We start from the raw sequence: 18690 nt of genomic DNA on the forward strand, positions 1-18690 counted from the left end.
ATTTTTAAATGAAGTGGAAAATTACCACCACGCTTCAAATTGAACACCGTAAACAAAGTCGTTGTCTTTCACACCGGCATTATCTGTTTTAGCATAAGTACCGAATACACGAATTGCTGGTCTTGCCCAAATGCTGTCGCCTGCTTGCCATTGTTGAGCTAAAGTAGTTTTAAACACTTTACTTTTCTCATCATTTGACTGTTTTTTAACAACATCATAGCCAAGTTCAAGCAATGTACTCATTGTTTTGTTCCATTTATACATTGGACGTACACCCGCTGAATACCACGTGCTACCTTGTTTATTATCTAAATCTGTTTTTTGATAAATTAACGCGTACATTGTTTCAATCTTGTCACTTAATTTAACCACACCTTGATCAATTAAACGCAACATTGAACCGTTATTATTGACACTCGCCCCTTGTGCGTGACCGTTGTTCCAAGAAGTCATCGCATCTGTTGCGTATTGAACAGTGAATTTATTGAAACCACCAAAGAAGTTACCTTGAGTGTGTTCTGCCGTTAGCATATAACCATTTTTAGAAGCACCATCAGCAAATTTAGCACCATCTTTTGCGTGGGCATTACCATAACCAATACCAAATTCTAATGAACCATTTTCACTAGTTTTGATACCCGCTAAACGTACATCATAAATATCGTTGTATACTTTAACATCATCATTACCCAGTTTAGCCCCACCATTTTCAGTATCACGAGTGACCGCAACAGAAAGTTTACCAAAGCCTAAATCAATATTTTCAACCCCAGCACCAGGACCTGAAATATCCCAATAATAGAAGTCGTTCATATGGACATCGTGGCGTTGATAGAAACGTTTACCTGCCCATAATGTTGCCCCTGGTAAGCTATCTGCAAAGTTTTTAAATTGAACATTGATTTCACGAAGTGCTGGTTTAGTATCTTCCCAGTCATTTTGTTGTAAGATACCGCCATAAGCCACATTCGTATCTAAATAGATACTTTTTTCACCCTCTTTATATAATTCTTGACCCAGTTTAAATTCTGCATAGGTCTCGTTTTCATTACCTAAACGATACTTAGCACCAGCGCCGTCAGCTTTAAAGGTGATTTGCTCTCCGCCTCCATTTGTCCAACCAATACCTGAACGTGCATAACCGTGAAACTCGACGGCAAAAGCCGTGCTTGATAGAATTGCACTAGAAATAATTGTTGCGAGTAAAGTTTTTTTATTCATAACGAACTCCTTATGATTAAGTAAGTGAAATAAAGTTTGAGTGATTTACTATGAAAAAAGGTTAAACCCCAAGCTCCTTAAATAATCGCTTGCAGGCAGTACCGTCCTCTTTAAATAAATGACAACGGTTTGGGTTAATTCCAACCGCCATTTCATCACCTTCGTTGACGAGTACGATATCGTTTTGGCGATAAACAAGCCCTTGTTTAATCGGTGGCATTTCTATATGCACTTGTGTTTCATTACCGAGCTGTTCTACCACTTTGACTTTACCTGTAATGCAAATATTCGATTGATCGCAAGGGAGTAAATGTTCAGGGCGAAGTCCTAATGAAAGATTATCGCCCACTTTCACACCACGACTTTCCACAGGTACCCAGAAATTAAGGTGCGTAGAATCTGGTAATTCAATTTTCACGCCGTCCTCACGTACATCAATCACTTTCACAGGCAAGAAATTCATTTTTGGCGAACCAATAAAGCCTGCCACAAAGCGGTTAGCAGGGTAGTGATAAAGTTCCAATGGTTTACCGATTTGAGCAACACCGCCCGCTTGTAATACCACAATTTTATCGGCAAGGGTCATCGCTTCAATTTGATCGTGAGTAACATAAATCATCGTGCGATTTAAACGTTTGTGAAGTTTTGAAATTTCAACACGCATTTGTACACGTAACGCTGCGTCTAAGTTAGAAAGAGGTTCATCTAGCAAAAACACTTCTGGTTGAGACACTAAGGTTCGCCCAATCGCAACACGCTGACGTTGTCCCCCTGAAAGCTCTTTGGGTTTGCGTTCTAATAAGTGGGCGAGTTGCAAGATTTCTGCCACTTGATTAACTCGTTTATCAATTTCTGCCTTGCTGGCTTTGGCTAATTTCAGCCCAAAAGACATATTTTCAGCAACACTTAAATGGGGATAAAGGGCATAAGATTGAAACACCATACCAATATTACGTTTAGCTGGTGGAATGTCGTTCATTCTGGTTTCGCCGATAAACAGATCGCCAGAGGTAATATCTTCTAAGCCAGCAATCATACGTAGTAAGGTTGATTTTCCGCAACCGGAAGGACCAACAAACACCACGAATTCGCCTTCTTTTATTTCAAGATTAACGTCTTTTGAAATATGAACATTGCCATAAGATTTGCTTACATTTACTAATCTAACATCAGCCATTGTGTGTATCCTCTCTTTTTTATTGTGGGCTAGCATAATGATTTCATTTCAAGAAAACATCATACCTAGATAAAAAAAATTTCAAAATTTAAGCGGTCGTTTTTTATTCGAAAAATGCAAATTTTTGTGATCTTTGTCACGAAATTAAATAGTTTTTTTGTGATCACCATCACAAATATTCAATAATAATGGCAGAAGTATGATCTAGTTCACAAAAAAGTATTTGGGGTATGAGAGAGGGGGAGGAGTTCTTTTCAAGATAATTATTTCATTATACAGCTCGAATTATCTCACTTTATACATCAACAAAGAGGAAAATGTTATGAGAAATTTAACAAAAACTGCCCTTGCTGTATTAGCAGGTTTATCTGTGGCACAAGGCGTGTATGCGAAAATGGTTGAAGGTCAAATCAACATTTGGATCAACTCAGATAAAGGGTATAACGGATTAGCCGAAGTAGGTAAAAAATTTGAAGCGGATACCGGTGTAAAAGTCGTTGTTGAACACCCTTCTAAATTAGAAGAAGTGTATCCTCAAGTTGCTGCTTCTGGTGATGGTCCGGATGTGATTATTTTTGCTCACGATCGTTTTGGTGGTTATGCACAAGCGGGCTTACTGGCAGAAATTCAACCAAGTGCAGGGTTTAAAGCTAAATTATCAGACATCGGTTGGAAAGCAACAAGCTATAAAGGTAAACAAATTGCTTATCCAATTGCGGTGGAATCACTCTCTTTAATTTATAACAAAGATTTAGTTCCAACCCCACCAACTACGTGGAAAGAAGTAATTGAGTTAGATAAAAAACTTAAAAAAGACGGCAAATCTGCGATTATGTGGAACTTAGCTGAACCTTATTTCACTTGGCCAATTATCTCTTCACAAGGTGCTTACGCATTCAAATTAACCGATAAAGGTTATGATGTAAAAGATATCGGTGTGAACAATAAAGAGGCACAAAAAGGCTTACAATTTGTGGTTGATTTAGTAAAACAAAAAGTAATCAACAAAGACACCGATTATGCCGTTGCAGAAGCAGGCTTTAACAAAGGGCAAACTGCATTAACTATTAACGGTCCTTGGGCTTGGGCAAATATTGAGAAAAGCGGTATCAACTATGGTGTAGCGGTATTACCTAAATTAGACGGTAAAGCGGGCAAACCATTTGTGGGTGTATTAAGTGCCGGTGTGAACGCAGCGAGTCCAAATAAAGATCTTGTTAAAGAATTTATGGAAAACTACTTATTAACAGACAGTGGTTTAGAAACCGTGAATAAAGATGTGCCATTAGGTGCAGTTGCACTGAAAAGCTATCAAAAAGTGTTAGCAAAAGATCCTCGTATTGCGGCAACAATGGCAAATGCGGAAAACGGCGAAGTTATGCCAAATATTCCTGAAATGAGCCGTTTCTGGTATTCAGAAAAAGCAGCGATTACCAATGCGGTAACCGGTCGTCAAAGTGTGAAAGAAGCACTTGATGAAGCACAAGCGAAGATCGAAAAAGAATAATTAGAATAAACCGTAGGGGCAGGGCATTCCCTGTCTCTACAAATATTTTATTGACAGGTTAGGATAACACTATGCTCACTTCCATTGAAACACCACCAACACCATTCCAAATTTGGGGAAAACGACTTTGTGTCGGTTTACTTTATTTATTAGCGTTTTATCTTGTTTTTACTATTTATTTACAAGGCGAGATTTTATTTGCCCTACTGGTGTTGGTTGTTTTAACCTCTGGAATTTATGTGTTTAGCAGTGGGCGAGCATACCGCTGGCGTTATCTTTACCCAGGTGTATCCGCTATTGGGATTTTTATTTTATTCCCATTATTGATGACCGTTGTGATTGCTTTTACGAATTATAGCGGATCAAACAGATTAAACTTCGAGCAAGTGGTGTCGCAGTTACAATCGCAAAAATTTGCGTTTGGGGAACGTTTTAATTTTAAATTATTAGAAGCTGAAAATAATCAATATCAGCTGGCACTTGATAATAAAAAATTGCAAAAAAACTATCTTTCTGCACCGCTTGATCTTACAAAATTACCGACAGAATTAAGGGTTAATGAAGTTGTTGAACTGCCACAGGCTAAGGCTGCACCTTTAAAAACTGTTATTCAAAATCGCACAAATTTACAAGCGATAAATGTGGTGTTACCTTCCAATGAAAGCTTAACAATGAGTTCATTACGCCAATTTACCGAGCAGAAGAAGCGGTACGATTTTGATCAAAATTTGCAAATTTTAACTAATAATGAAACAGGTGAAAAATATAAAGCAAATGATGAAATTGGTTTCTTCCAAAAAATTGATGAGCAAGGAAACTTCGTTGAACAGCGTTTAGAACCGGGTTATGTCGTCGCAACAGGTTGGCAGAATTATATTAAAATTTTAACGGATAAAGGTGTACAAGAACCTTTTGTAAAAATCTTTATTTGGACAGTGATTTTCGCCTTTTTAACCGTGATTTTTACCACTTTCTTAGGCATGATTTTTGCTTCACTGGTGCAGTGGGAACCGTTAAAAGGGAAAGCTGTTTATCGTTTATTACTGATTTTACCTTACGCCGTACCAGGTTTTATCTCAATCTTAGTTTTTCGTGGGTTATTCAACCAAAGTTTTGGGGAAATCAACTTAATTCTTGATCAATTATTTGGTATTCGCCCTGAGTGGTTTAACGATCCAACCTTAGCAAAATCAATGCTGTTAATTGTAAACACGTGGTTGGGCTACCCTTATATGATGATTGTATGTATGGGCTTGCTTAAAGCGATTCCAAATGATTTGTACGAAGCCTCCGCCATTGACGGTGCAACAATGTGGCAAAATTTCACAAAAATCACAATGCCAATGTTATTAAAACCGTTAATGCCATTGATGATCGCCAGCTTTGCGTTCAACTTTAATAACTTTGTACTGATTCAATTATTAACCTTAGGTGGTCCAAATATGGTCGGCACAACCACCCCAGCAGGGCATACTGATTTACTGGTTAGCTATACTTATCGTATCGCCTTTGAAGGTAGCGGATCACAAGACTTTGGTTTAGCGGCAGCGATTGCAGTTATCATCTTCTTACTGGTCAGCATTCTCGCGTTATTCCAAATTCGTTTAACCAAATTACAGCAAGATTAGGGGGAATAGATTATGGCAATGGTTCAAGAAAAATCGATAAAAGTACGTTTATTTTCAGCACATTTATTTCTGATTTTATTCTGTGCGTTGATTTTATTCCCAATGCTGATGATTATCGGCATTTCATTAAGACCAGGTAATTTAGCGATTGGCGAAATTATTCCAAGTACCATTTCTTTTGAGCATTGGAAGTTGGCTTTGGGAATCCCTGTTACCCAAGCGGACGGTTCAATCACGCCACCACCTTTTCCTGTCTTATTATGGCTTTGGAACTCTGTAAAAGTGGCAACGGTGACAGCTGTCTTAACCTTAATTTTTTCTACCACTTCCGCTTATGCTTTTGCACGCTTGAAATTTGCCGGTAAAAGTATGTTATTACAAGGAATGTTGATTTTTCAAATGTTCCCAGCGGTACTTTCATTAGTGGCATTATATGCCTTATTTGACCGTTTAAGTGATTACATTCCATTCTTAGGATTGAATACACACGGCGGAGTCATTTTTGCTTATTTGGGTGGGATTGCAATGCACGTTTGGACAATCAAAGGCTATTTTGAAACCATTGATAAATCATTAGAAGAAGCTGCGGCCTTAGACGGTGCAACCCCTTGGCAAACATTCCGCTTAATTTTATTGCCATTGTCTGTACCTATTTTAGCGGTTGTCTTTATTTTATCTTTCATCTCATCAATTATTGAAGTACCTGTGGCCTCTTTATTATTACGAGATGTGGGCAACTATACGTTGGCGGTGGGAATGCAACAATATCTACACCCACAAAATTATTTATGGGGTGATTTTGCCGCTGCCGCCATTCTTTCTGCTATTCCAATTACCTTAGTCTTTATTTTGGCACAACGTTGGTTAGTGGGTGGTTTAACATCTGGTGGTGTAAAAGGTTAGGAGAATAAAAATGATAAAACAACAACACCCATATATTTACCCTTATTTTATTGATGAAAAAGGAGAGCGTAGTTATTCAAGCCCAGATGTGTATCAACGCATAGCTAACTTGCTAGGTGAACCACAATCGCAACGAGCCGTGCCTTTTGTAAAAGTCGTCAAACAAAATCAAGCGGTCACATTTGATCTTAATTTTACCAAAAATGAAAAAGTGGACGACTATTGGCAACTGAAATTAGAAAATGGCGAAACGCGTTCAGGTTATATTTTTAATTATTCGGTCAATTTACCAAGAAATCTTCCGTTGGGTTATCACGTTTTAACCATTAAAACGGAAAAACAGACCTTTGAATGCCAGATTATCGTTACCCCTGAAAAAGCCTTTCAACCAGCTGAATTACAACAGGATAAAAAACTGTGGGGATCGATTTTACAGCTTTATACCTTACGTTCTAAAGAGAACTGGGGGATTGGCGATTTTGGGGATTTACAACAATTTTTAACAAAAATTGCACAGCAAGGGGGCGATTTTGTAGGATTAAATCCTATTCATTCATTATTCCCCGCTAATCCTGAAAGTGCGAGTCCGTATAGCCCATCTTCTCGTTTATGGCAAAATATTATCTATATTGACGTAAACAAAGTGACCGCTTTTCAACAAAGCAAAAAAGCACAAAGTTGGTTTAATTCACAAGAAATTCAGCAGCAGCTGACAGATGTCAGAAAAGCAGATTATGTGGATTATAGCACTGTCATACAGCTAAAATTACAAGGTTTAAAACTTGCTTTTGAAACCTTTAAAACCCAAAATCAAACGGATTTTGAAGACTTTATTCAACAAAGTGGTGAAAGTTTACTTATTCAAGCCACCTTTGACGCACTTCATCAATACCGCTGTGAACAGTTAGAAAATCAATGGGGTTGGGACTCTTGGGAGAGTGAATATCACGATTATCACTCCCCTGCTGTTAAAAAATTCCAACAAGATCACAGTGATTTAGTGCGTTTTTATATGTGGCTACAATTTATTGCTCAACAGCAATTAGCCGAATGCGATAAATTAGCGAAACAATTAAAGATGCCGATTGGTTTTTATCGTGATCTCGCGGTTGGTGTGTCAGCGAATGGGGCAGAAACGTGGGCAGATAAAGAGCTTTATGTATTAGATGCGTCCGTTGGTGCACCCCCTGATATTATGGCACCACAAGGGCAAAACTGGGGCTTAACCCCAATGCATCCAGAAGTTCTGCAACAGCGTGGTTATCAGCCTTTTATTGATTTATTGCGTGCTAATATGCAACATTGCGGTGCATTGCGAATTGACCATATTTTAGGTTTTGCACGTTTATGGTGGGCGACCAAAGGGGTACCAGCCAAAGATGGAGCTTATGTACGTTATCCACTCGATGACTTATTAGGAATTTTAGCCCTTGAAAGCCAACGTCATCAATGCTTAATTATTGCCGAAGCATTGGGGATTGTACCTGATGGAATGCTTGAAGCCTTAGAAGAAAAGGGCATTTTGGCGTATAACATTTTCTATTTTGAATTTGATGAGAATGGGAGCAAGCGTTTAAAAGATTATCCATATCAAGCAATGACAACGTTAAGTACTCACGATTTAGCGACAGTAAAAGGCTACTGGCAAGATTACGATTTTGAACTCGGTGAAAAATTTGGGATCTATCCGAATGAAGAATTGCTAGCACAATTAAGAAAAGATCGTCTTGTCGCGAAACAAAAAATCCGTCAAGCCGTAGAAGAAAGCGGTCATATTTTGGAAGAAACTTGCAAAAATGTGAGCCAAACTTTCACACATCAATTACAACATTATGTGGCGGATACAAACAGTGCATTATTTGGCACGCAACCAGAAGACTGGTTAAATATGCTTGACCCTGTCAATATACCCGGAACAAGCACAGAGTATCCAAACTGGCGAAGAAAATTGAGCAAAACAGTTGATGAGATTTTTGAAGATGAAAAAATTATCACATTGTTAAGTGAGATTGATAAAAAGCGTTAATAGTAATTTAACATTTTATAAAATTAACCCAATATAGCTAAATAACATATTGTTTTTTTAGCTATATTGGGCTTTATATATTCTAAATAGCGTAAGTTTTTTTAGATGGAAATCACATTCACTTAATGACTGGTCGAACCAGCTTTATCTTACAGCGATTTATATTGGCTTTTAGAAAAAAAAGTATAGAATTCGCCTCGCTTATTATTTAGACCTATTTTTACAAAGTTCTTTTTCTGAGAATTTTCTATTTTTATCATTATTTTTCAGGTAGTTAAATGTTTAATCATCGTGGGGTTATTCTGTTTTTTACAGGGATATTTTCTATCCCTTTTTTATATGCACAGCCTTATCAATTTTCTATTGAAATGGTGGATAAAACAGGAAAAAGTACTCAAATTGAACTTGATGAAAATGCACTGTTACAGCGTCCTACGTTGCTATCAAAAATAATGATTACGACATTAAATCTAAATGATGAGAAAAAATTACAGAGCATTTATCCGCTGTACCAACAGTTAAAACAGCAAGATGATGTTTTATTGTTATGGTCGGACGCAATGCTTGCAAAGTCACAAGGAGATATTGAGCAAGGGATTGCACTTTATGAAAAATTATTGCAAAAACAGCCGAATTTATCGCCAGCAAAGTTACAACTCGCATTACTTTTTGTTGAGCAGAATAATCAGAAACAAGCACAGGATTTATTTAAGCAAGTGCAAATAAGTGAACGCTCGGATTACCAGCGAATTGCACAGTTTTATCTAAATTCTGATGAGCCGAAAAAGTGGCATTATGATTTTTCATTAAGTTATTTGAATGAAAAAAATATCAATCAGGTTGTGCCAAAAGGCACAAAAATAGAGCATTTAAAGACGATACAAGCACCTGAAAATGCACAAGGTTTTTCTTATTCTGGGCGTATTGCTAAGGATCTTGTGAAAAAGCCCTATTTTGTTGATTTAGCTTTAACGACAAGCGGTAAATATTTTTGGAATAATCACAAATATGATGAATTAAATCTCAATTTTAGTAGCACGATTGGGCGACGTTATCAAAAAACAAAATGGCAGATAACGCCTTTTGTGGAACAGTTTTTTTATGCTGGGGGCGAAGATAAAAACACCCATTTAAAACCAAATTATTTTGGATATGGCTCGCAGTTTAAAGCAGATTATTATTTTACAAAATCACTTTCTTTATCCAGTTTTGTGCATTATGAACAGCAAAAATACAATAAAGAAAAGCAGTTTAATAGCGATATTTATCAAGTTGGATTAAGCGTTGGCTATCAGTTACCTGATTTCTATTTTAATTTAGGAACAAACTATAAAATTAAAGAATCAGATACTGAACATAATTCGTTTGATCAGCTTCAAATAAATACTAATTTAGTGAAAGCCTTTAAATTTGGGCTAGTGAGCCGAGTTTATTTATCTTATTTGGATCGTCATTACGATAAAGCGAGATCGCAGAGTAAGTCTGTTTTTATTCCCTCTTTTTATCGTAAACCACAAAAAGATAAAGAATATACGGCAAGTTTAACTTTATGGCATAACAATTTGAATTTTAAGGGGATTACCCCAAAACTTACTTTTGAATATAAGAAATTGCACAGCAATAATTTATTTAAAAATCATAGCAAAAAACAAGTATATCTTACATTAAGTAAATATTTTTAATTGATAAAGAATTGGAGTCTATTATGAAACCGTCAATCAGCAAATTATCTTTAATTACGTTACCTTTTATTTTAACTGCTTGTGGAAGTGGTGGCGGTAGTTCATCTAAAGCTTCAAATACACAGCCAAAAGCGGAGAATATTCAGAAAGCACCGCAGATGAATAATGAAAGCAAGAAAGTTGAGAAACAACCGAATGGCAAAGGAATGCCAAAGGAGAAGGAATCTCCTAAGGTTAATGGAAAAGCTGAAAAGCTACAGCGTCAAGATCAAGGAAAAGAGGAGCAATTACAAGGAAATGTTCCAGAAGATAATTTAAACGCTACACCTTCGTCCTTTGGTTTAGATGCTCACGAAGATAAACAAAAATTAACCTTTAAAATTTATGAGGGTACAGGAAGTGAGTATAGTGATGCGGAACTTACATCAAAAAATATAACGGTTAATCTGAAAGATAAGTCAACTAAAATAGATGAAGAAAAAGGCTATTATTTTTCGCCATTAGGAAATTTTGAAAATGGTTATGTGGGCTACTATTTACAATCTTCAGACAATAAAACATTGCAAGCTCGTTTGTTTTATAATGTTAAAAAAGAATTGATTAAACCTCAAGAGCAATTGGGAGAACTTAGTGGCAAGTTTGACACAACAGATGGATTTATTGTAAACACAACTAAACAGAATCAGAATATTGTAAAACGACTTGAGGCAACAATCACTTTTAGCAAGGGGAATGCGGATGGTTATGTTCTTGATGATACAAGATCTGAAGCTATTAAGATTACTGGAGATGCAACCAATTTGATTTTTGATGTGCAGAAGAATAATTTAGGAATTTCTGTTGGAGACAAGCAGGCGAGTACACCTATTTTTGTTAAAGAGAGCAAGGATTCTCAAGACGTTTCAAGAATGATAGGTAAAATACAAGGTGATAGCTACAATGCTGTTTATGTATTAGATAAAGCAGAAAAATAATAATTTATAAAAATTTTGGGGTGTTAGGAGCCATTATGAAACAGTCAATCAGCAAATTATCTTTAATCACATTACCTTTTATTTTGACAGCTTGTGGAAGTGGCGGTGGTGGTAATTCATCCCAAGCTTCAAATACACAGCCAAAAGTGGAGAATATTCAGAAAGCACCGCAGATGAATAGTGAAAGCAAGAAGGTTGAGGAACAACCGAATGGCAAAGGAATGCCAAAGGATCAGGAAGATCCTAATGCTCACGGAAAACAGTCTGAAAATAAAGAGGTTGTAAAGCCACAGCCTCAAGCTCCAAGAGGAGATTCTGAAAAAGTGAAGAATGTTCAAAAGCTACCGCAGATGGATAGTGAAAGCAAGAAGGCTGAGGAAGAGCCGAATGGCAAAGGAATGTCAAAGGATCAGGAAGATCCTAATGCTAATGGAAAACAGCCTGAAAGTAACAAAGTGGAGAAACCTAATAGCAAAGAAATAGAAAAAGAACAGGAAATTCCTAATGAAAGACAGTCTAAGCCAAATGTTGAAGGTATTCAAAATGATATGGGGGCAGAAAAAGAAAACCGCCCAGAAAGCAAAACTATTTCTGTTAAAATTTACGTTGATAACCCAAACTATAAAGAGCCAAACGATATACCTTATGGCGAAGAAGATAAATATGATAAAAATAAATTTGTTGAAAAGAGCGAAAATGTTAAGTTATTAGGACAAGAAGTTAAGAGCGAAGGAAAAAATAATTATTATTTTATTGCATTAGGCGATTTTAATGATGGCTATATTGGCTATACACGCAAATTAGATGTATATGGTAAAAATTTAGAGATTGATTTACATTCTAATGTTGAGCAAACGCTAGTGAAACCAGATGCAAAATTAAGTGATTTAACAGGTAGATTTAGTAAAGCAAATGGCTTTATTTTAAAGCCTAAGGAAAACCCAACTTTTGCACATATACTTGATATAAGCGTTGATTTTAATAAAGGACATATCGTTGGCGATGTAAGAGGCGATGATGTGGGATATGTATTAGAAGTAAGTGGTAATCTTGAAGCAAACACACTAAATTTTAAAACACTGGAAGATAATGAGTTGAACTTACCATCAGATAACCAACCAAGTATGCCTATTTTTGTGAGAGATAGGGAAAAAAATGAAGTATCAAAACTCATAGGAGAAATAAAATTAGGCGGTAGTTATGATGCTGTTTATATGTTAGAAAAAGAAAAATAATTAAGATTAGTTTAATAATGCTCCTTCTTAACAAAACCCACACATCGTTGTGGGTTTTTATGTTATTATAGCGGTCATATTTTTTATATAATTTACAAATTTTTCTAAAAATAACCTATTGAATTAAATAGGTTTTTATTATAAATGGATACTCGCAATGACAAATTTAGATTCTCATACACCGATGATGCAACAATACCTTCGTTTAAAAGCAGAACACCCAGAAGTGTTGCTGTTTTATCGTATGGGGGATTTTTATGAGCTATTTTTTGATGATGCCAAGAAAGCCGCAAGATTGCTGGATATTTCTTTAACAAAGAGAGGAAAATCAGCAGGCGAGCCTATTCCAATGGCGGGCGTACCTTATCACGCGGTGGAAGGTTATTTGGCAAAGTTAGTTAATTTGGGCGAATCAGTGGCGATTTGTGAGCAGATTGGCGATCCTGCCACGAGTAAAGGTCCTGTTGAGCGTAAAGTGGTGCGAATTGTGACGCCGGGAACGGTCAGCGATGAGGCGTTATTGCCAGAACGTCAGGATAATCTTGTAGCGAGTATTTATGTAGAAAATGGGATCTATGCACTGGCGTTATTGGATATGACATCAGGGCGTTTTTTAATCAATGAATTGCCAAGCCGTGAAAGTTTAAGTGCCGAATTGCAACGTGCTCAACCTGCGGAATTGCTATACCCTGAAGCCTTTTCTGAAATGGAGCTGATTGAGCATTACAAAGGATTACGTCGTCGTCCGATTTGGGAATTTGAATTAGTCACGGCGATTAACTTGCTAAATCGTCAATTTGGTACACAAGATTTAAAAGGCTTTGGGGTAGAAAAATCTATCGTGGCGTTATGTGCGGCGGGCTGTGTGTTGCAATATGCCAAAGAAACCCAACGCACCGCCTTACCACATATTAACAGTATTCATTTAATCCAAAATAGCGATACTATTTTATTAGATGCCGCCACTCGCCGTAATTTAGAATTAACTCAAAATCTAGCCGGTGGTACGGATAATACTCTTGCTCACGTGTTGGATCACTGTGTGACGCCAATGGGAAGTCGTTTATTAAAACGTTGGATTCATCAGCCAATTCGTGATGTCGCAAAATTAAAAAATCGTCAGCAAAATATTCAAACTTTATTAGATCATAATTTGATAGATACGTTGCAACCTTTGTTACAACAAGTGGGTGATATGGAACGTATTTTAGCTCGCGTGGCATTGCGTTCAGCTCGTCCTCGTGATTTAACACGTTTGCGTACTGCGTTGGCTCAAATCCCAGAAATTGTAAATTTTACTCAAAATGTGACCGCTAGCTTAACCCAAAATATCAATCAAATTGCGGATTTTAGCGATCTTCATTCTTTGTTAGAGCGAGCCATTATTGATGTTCCGCCACAGTTAGTGCGAGACGGTGGTGTGATTGCGACAGGCTATAATGCTGAGTTGGACGAATGGCGTTCCCTTGCGGACGGTGCGACACAGTATCTTGATGATTTAGAAATTCGTGAGCGTGAAGCGACAGGCATTGATACCTTGAAAATTGGTTTTAATGCGGTTCACGGTTACTATATTCAAATCAGCAAAGGGCAAAGCGACAACGCACCGATTCATTATGTTCGCCGTCAAACCCTAAAAAATGCCGAGCGTTATATTATCCCTGAATTGAAAACCTATGAAGATAAAGTGTTGAAAGCGAAAGGAGCATCTCTTGCGTTAGAAAAACGTCTTTATGAAGAGTTGTTTGATCAGCTGTTGCCACGCTTGGGCGAATTGCAGTTGGCGAGTATGATTTTAAGCGAATTAGACGTGCTAACCAACCTTGCCGAGCGAGCAGAAAGTTTAAATTATGTTGCTCCAACCTTTACGGCGAATCGCACCATTAATATTAAACAAGGTCGCCACCCCGTGGTGGAAAATGTACTGAAAGCCCCTTTTATCGCGAACCCTGTTTTCTTAAATGAGCAACGCCATTTATTAGTAGTCACAGGTCCAAATATGGGCGGTAAAAGTACCTATATGCGACAAATTGCCTTGATTACTTTAATGGCACATATTGGTAGCTTTGTTCCTGCTGAAAGTGCCGAAATTGGGATTATTGATCGTATTTTTACGCGTATCGGTGCTTCTGATGATCTTGCCTCTGGACGTTCAACTTTTATGGTGGAAATGACCGAAATGGCAAATATTCTTCATCAAGCAACGGCAAATAGTTTGGTGCTAATTGATGAAATCGGACGAGGTACTTCAACCTATGATGGTTTATCTCTCGCTTGGGCGTGTGCGGAATGGTTGGCTCAAAAAACACGTTCTTTAACCCTATTTGCGACTCATTATTTTGAATTAACCAGCTTGCCTGAGCAATTAAAAGGCGTGGCAAATGTACATTTAGACGCACGTGAACATAATGATAATATTGTGTTTATGCACGCAGTACAAGATGGGGCGGCGAGTAAAAGTTACGGTTTAGCAGTCGCCTCTTTGGCGGGCGTGCCAAAACAAGTAGTTAAACTCGCAAAACAAAAATTAGCCACCTTAGAGCAGATTTCATATCAAACTGCTGATTTGGGCAGAAATCCACAAGAAAGTTTATTTGAGATGATTGAGCCACAGGAAGAAATCGCTACTGTCTCGCCAGCGATTGAATTATTAACGGAAATTAACCCTGATGATTTAACGCCAAAGCAAGCCTTAGAAATTTTATATAAACTAAAAGAAAGCCTTTAAAAAGTGTGAGCTGTATCACAAAATAATAAGAATTATTTTTGTACAGCTATGCTTTTGGATGATTAAGTGGCAAAATAAAGTGTTCAAAACATCTTCATTTTATGATTTATTTTTTCTCACTAAGGAGTACAAATGGGCATTCTAGATTCTTTAAAAAATCGTTGTTGTACCAAAAAAGCCACAACGGAAAGTAGTTCATCTGCTTTATCTTTGGAAGATAAGGCTGAAAAATTTATCGAAGCTCTCGGTGGTAGTGGTAATATTGAGGTTCTTGATACTTGTATCACGCGCTTACGTTTAGTTCTAAAAGATAGAAGTCTTGTTAATAAAACTAGATTAAATGAACTGGGTTCAAAAGGAAATGTAAAAGTAGGTGAATTTGGTTTGCAAGTTATTATTGGTTCAAAAGCCATTCCACTTGCGGAAGTGATGAGAACAAAACTTTAATTTATTTGTAATAAAAAGTCGGTTAAATTTTTAATGATTTAACCGACTTTTTGTATTTCTATTATTTAGTTGGAATGTTTTTTAGCAATTCTATCAACAAGTTCCAATAAATTTCTACTGCTGGAATATGCACTCTCTCATCAGGTGAGTGAGCATTACGAATTGTTGGACCAATAGAAACCGTATCCATATTCGGATAAACTTTCTTCAACAAACCACATTCAAGCCCCGCGTGAATCACTTTAATTTTCGATTCATAGCCTAATAATTTATCATATACTTGTTTTGTGATAGGGGTAATTTTTGAATGAGGATCAGGGTTCCAACCTGGATAATCGCCAGAAAATTCAACATTAGCACCAATAAGCTCTGCTAACGCATTTAATTTTCCTTGAACTTCTTTTTTTCCTTCTTCAATGAGCGAGCGAGTTAGAATAATTGCTGAAACTTGATTATTTTCAGTTTCTAGTACGCCGACACTTAATGAGGTTTCCACAACGCCTTCAACAACGTCGCTATTACGAATAATACCATTTGGTAAAATAGTTAGAGCATTGATGACGATTTGTGTCGTATGACGATCGAATACCTGTGCATTTGGTTCAATATTTTCCATTAAGAAAACGAGTTCAGGCTCAGCCATCGCCAGTTCTTGTTGTAACATTGCTTCAAATTGCGTTGTGAAAGCGGTTATTTTTTCATAATCTTTTGCAGAAAATACAATATTGGTCATCGCTTCACGAGGAATCGCATTACGAATACTTCCTCCTTGAATATGAGCAATTTGGAACTCAGCTTGCTGTTTTAAGGCTGCTAGGAAACGAGCCATTAGTTTAATGGCATTACCTCTTGTGGTGTGAATATCACAACCTGAGTGTCCACCTCGTAATCCTTTGATTGAAATTTGCATTGCTGAATCAAAGTTATTTTGCTCATATTGTACAGGAATATTGAAGTTCGCATCTTCTCCACCTGCACAACCAACATAGATTTCGCCATTATCTTCGGTATCAGTGTTAATTAGAATATTACCTTCTAACCAGTTTGGACGTAGTCCAACTGCACCAAACATTCCTGTTTCCTCAGTCATTGTAAGTAGCACTTCTAAGTCTGGATGAGCGATATCATTACTTTCTAAAATCGCTAAGCAAGAGGCTAAACCGATACCATTATCAGCCCCAAGAGTGGTCTCTTTTGCAGTTACCCATTCACCATCAATATAAGGTTGAATTGGATCTTTTTCAAAATCGTGGTCTACGCCTTCATTTGCTTGTGGCACCATATCTAAATGGGCTTGCAAAACAACTTTTTGATGATTCTCCATTCCTTTGGTTGCAGATTTACGAATAAGTACGTTCCCTACTTCATCACGTTCAGCGAAAAGGGATTGTGATTTTGCCCAATCTACAATAAAGTTAGCCAGTTGATCCTCGTGATAAGAAGGGTGCGGAATCGCACAGATTTTATCGAACCATTGCCAAAGTAAAGTAGGAGAGAGAGTTGATATTTCTGATGGGGTAAATGTATGAGACATAATTTTTCCTTACTTGAATTATTGCAAAATCTGTATTTGATAATCTGATCCCAAAAAGAATGGCTCTTATCGAACCATCTTTGTGTAATCTAAAAATTAAAGTGCTTGCTCTACAAATTTAACTAATTGTGCTTTTGGTAATGCACCAACTTGTTGAGCAATAACTTCGCCATCTTTGAATAAAAGTAAAAATGGAATACTACGAACGCCGAATTGCATTGGCGTGCTTTGGTTTTCATCTACGTTCATTTTTACGATTTTTACTTTGCCATCAAATTCTTGTGCTAGCTCTTCTAATACAGAACCGATTGCACGACAAGGACCACACCAAGGAGCCCAAAAATCTAATAAAACAGGTGTATCTGATTTTAAAACATCTTGTTCAAATGTTGCGTCGTTTGTTTGAATTAAATTACTCATTCTATTACTTTTCCTTTTGTTATTTAGTAAATATTAACTACTCTCATTTAGAATAGTTATGTGGAATACAAGATAAGATTTTCTGTACTAAATTGCAATAGCTGACGGCTATTATAATAATTAAAATTTTGTTATTTGGTTAAATTTATATCTCTAAAATAACGCTTAATTTTTGTTTAACTTCTGCAATGCTAATTCTAGCCATTAAATCTTTTCCTTTTGCTTTTGTTGCCCAAGGTAATTCTTGCCACGTTTTTCCATAACTTTCTAAAATAGCTTCATCATAAACAGAAACTACATTATCTAAGCTATTATAAGGACCTGTTCGTTTAGGATTATGTATAGCATATAGCCCTAAAACAGGCGTATTTTGTGTTGTAGCAATATGAGCAGGGCCTGAATCTGATGAAATAACAAGATCCACTTGTGAGATCAATGCAGCTAATTGTTGTAAGTTTGTTTTTCCTGCAAGATTAAGGCTGTTAGGTGCAAGTTCATGAATTTTAGTCGCTGTTTGTAATTCATAGCTTGAAGGCGAACCAGCAATAATTACATTCACTCCTTTTTCTATTAAAAATTGGGCAATTTGTCCATAATTACTTGCAGACCAATCTTTTTCTTTCTTGCTAGAACAAGGGGCGATTAAAATATTTTTGGTATTTGATTTGATAAACTGCGAGCTAAATTCAAGATCAGCTTGTTGAATATTAAGATCCCAAGTTGGTATCAGATTTGTTACACCGATCGCTTCAGCAAACATCATTTGTCCGTCTAATACGTGAGGTGAAGCGGTCATTTTTACTTTAAAATTTGTAAAAAATCCTTGAGCTTCTCTTGCTCTATCTTTATTAAAACCGAACTTCTTATGTGCTTTAATTCCCAAAGAAAGTACGGATGCACGCAATGCCGTTTGCATATTTAGTAACACATCAAATTGCTGGTCTCTTAACTGCTTCCAAAGAGAAAAAATCCCTTTCCAACCTTGTTTTTTATCGAAGGGAATAAGTGTAACATTTGGAACATGTTGCATTAGCTGAGACTCAGTTTTGCCAATAATCCAACTAATTTTACAATCTGGATAATGCTTTTGAATAGCTTGTATCACTGCTAGGGTATGACACACATCACCAATTGCAGATAATCGAAGTACACAAATTGAAAGTGGTTTATTCATCTTTTTTACCTATAAAAAATCCACGCGATTGCGT

At 36.8% G+C, this 18690-nt stretch carries 14 protein-coding genes; 9 read left to right on the top strand and 5 right to left on the bottom strand.

The genetic code is table 11. The annotated features are described in order from the left end of the window. Positions 1–21: 21 nt before the first annotated feature. Positions 22–1221: a maltoporin gene (locus DYE60_RS00550; protein ID WP_115314680.1), complete on the bottom strand. Its 1200-nt coding sequence runs from the start codon at positions 1219–1221 to the stop codon at positions 22–24. 61 nt (positions 1222–1282) lie between these two features. Then, on the bottom strand, positions 1283–2398 hold the full coding sequence (malK, locus tag DYE60_RS00555) for a maltose/maltodextrin ABC transporter ATP-binding protein MalK (RefSeq protein ID WP_115314682.1): 1116 nt from the start codon (positions 2396–2398) through the stop codon (positions 1283–1285). Between the two features lie 322 nt (positions 2399–2720). Here malK and malE point away from each other — a divergent pair, with 322 nt between their 5' ends. The 9 genes from malE to DYE60_RS00600 all read left to right on the top strand — a co-directional run bounded on the left by malE (position 2721) and on the right by DYE60_RS00600 (position 15528). Beyond that, on the top strand, positions 2721–3905 hold the full coding sequence (malE, locus tag DYE60_RS00560; protein WP_115314684.1) for a maltose/maltodextrin ABC transporter substrate-binding protein MalE: 1185 nt from the start codon (positions 2721–2723) through the stop codon (positions 3903–3905). Positions 3906–3976: 71 nt separating this feature from the next. Continuing rightward, positions 3977–5533: a maltose ABC transporter permease MalF gene (gene malF, locus DYE60_RS00565; RefSeq protein WP_115314686.1), complete on the top strand. Its 1557-nt coding sequence runs from the start codon at positions 3977–3979 to the stop codon at positions 5531–5533. Between the two features lie 12 nt (positions 5534–5545). Then, complete coding sequence (malG, locus tag DYE60_RS00570; protein WP_115314688.1) at positions 5546–6436, top strand: maltose ABC transporter permease MalG; 891 nt, start codon at positions 5546–5548, stop codon at positions 6434–6436. A 10-nt stretch (positions 6437–6446) separates the two neighbouring features. After that, on the top strand, positions 6447–8462 hold the full coding sequence (gene malQ, locus DYE60_RS00575) for a 4-alpha-glucanotransferase (RefSeq protein ID WP_424450094.1): 2016 nt from the start codon (positions 6447–6449) through the stop codon (positions 8460–8462). Between the two features lie 278 nt (positions 8463–8740). Further along, entirely contained in the window at positions 8741–10144 is a 1404-nt protein-coding gene (locus DYE60_RS00580; RefSeq protein WP_115314690.1) for a surface lipoprotein assembly modifier, read from the top strand. 23 nt (positions 10145–10167) lie between these two features. Next, on the top strand, positions 10168–11118 hold the full coding sequence (locus DYE60_RS00585) for a hypothetical protein (protein WP_115314692.1): 951 nt from the start codon (positions 10168–10170) through the stop codon (positions 11116–11118). A gap of 35 nt (positions 11119–11153) precedes the next feature. After that, complete coding sequence (locus DYE60_RS00590; protein ID WP_115314694.1) at positions 11154–12353, top strand: hypothetical protein; 1200 nt, start codon at positions 11154–11156, stop codon at positions 12351–12353. 157 nt (positions 12354–12510) lie between these two features. Beyond that, on the top strand, positions 12511–15081 hold the full coding sequence (gene mutS / locus DYE60_RS00595) for a DNA mismatch repair protein MutS (protein WP_115314696.1): 2571 nt from the start codon (positions 12511–12513) through the stop codon (positions 15079–15081). A gap of 132 nt (positions 15082–15213) precedes the next feature. Further along, the gene (locus DYE60_RS00600; RefSeq protein WP_115314698.1) at positions 15214–15528 is read left to right on the top strand and encodes a PTS sugar transporter subunit IIB; all 315 of its coding nucleotides are present in this window, start codon (positions 15214–15216) and stop codon (positions 15526–15528) included. Between the two features lie 61 nt (positions 15529–15589). On the opposite strand, the gene DYE60_RS00605 is transcribed toward DYE60_RS00600, so the two are convergent. The 3 genes from DYE60_RS00605 to DYE60_RS00615 all read right to left on the bottom strand — a co-directional run bounded on the left by DYE60_RS00605 (position 15590) and on the right by DYE60_RS00615 (position 18656). Beyond that, positions 15590–17062 carry an aminoacyl-histidine dipeptidase gene (locus tag DYE60_RS00605; protein ID WP_115314700.1) on the bottom strand — a complete coding sequence of 491 codons (1473 nt, stop codon included), beginning with the start codon at positions 17060–17062 and terminating at the stop codon, positions 15590–15592. Between the two features lie 96 nt (positions 17063–17158). Further along, positions 17159–17482, bottom strand: coding sequence for a thioredoxin (gene trxA, locus DYE60_RS00610; RefSeq protein WP_115314702.1), 324 nt, complete (start codon positions 17480–17482; stop codon positions 17159–17161). Between the two features lie 145 nt (positions 17483–17627). Next, positions 17628–18656, bottom strand: coding sequence for a glycosyltransferase family 9 protein (locus DYE60_RS00615; RefSeq protein ID WP_115314705.1), 1029 nt, complete (start codon positions 18654–18656; stop codon positions 17628–17630). Positions 18657–18690: the final 34 nt, after the last annotated feature.

Source organism: Phocoenobacter uteri (genome assembly GCF_900454895.1).
GTDB classification, from domain to species: Bacteria; Pseudomonadota; Gammaproteobacteria; order Enterobacterales; family Pasteurellaceae; genus Phocoenobacter; species Phocoenobacter uteri.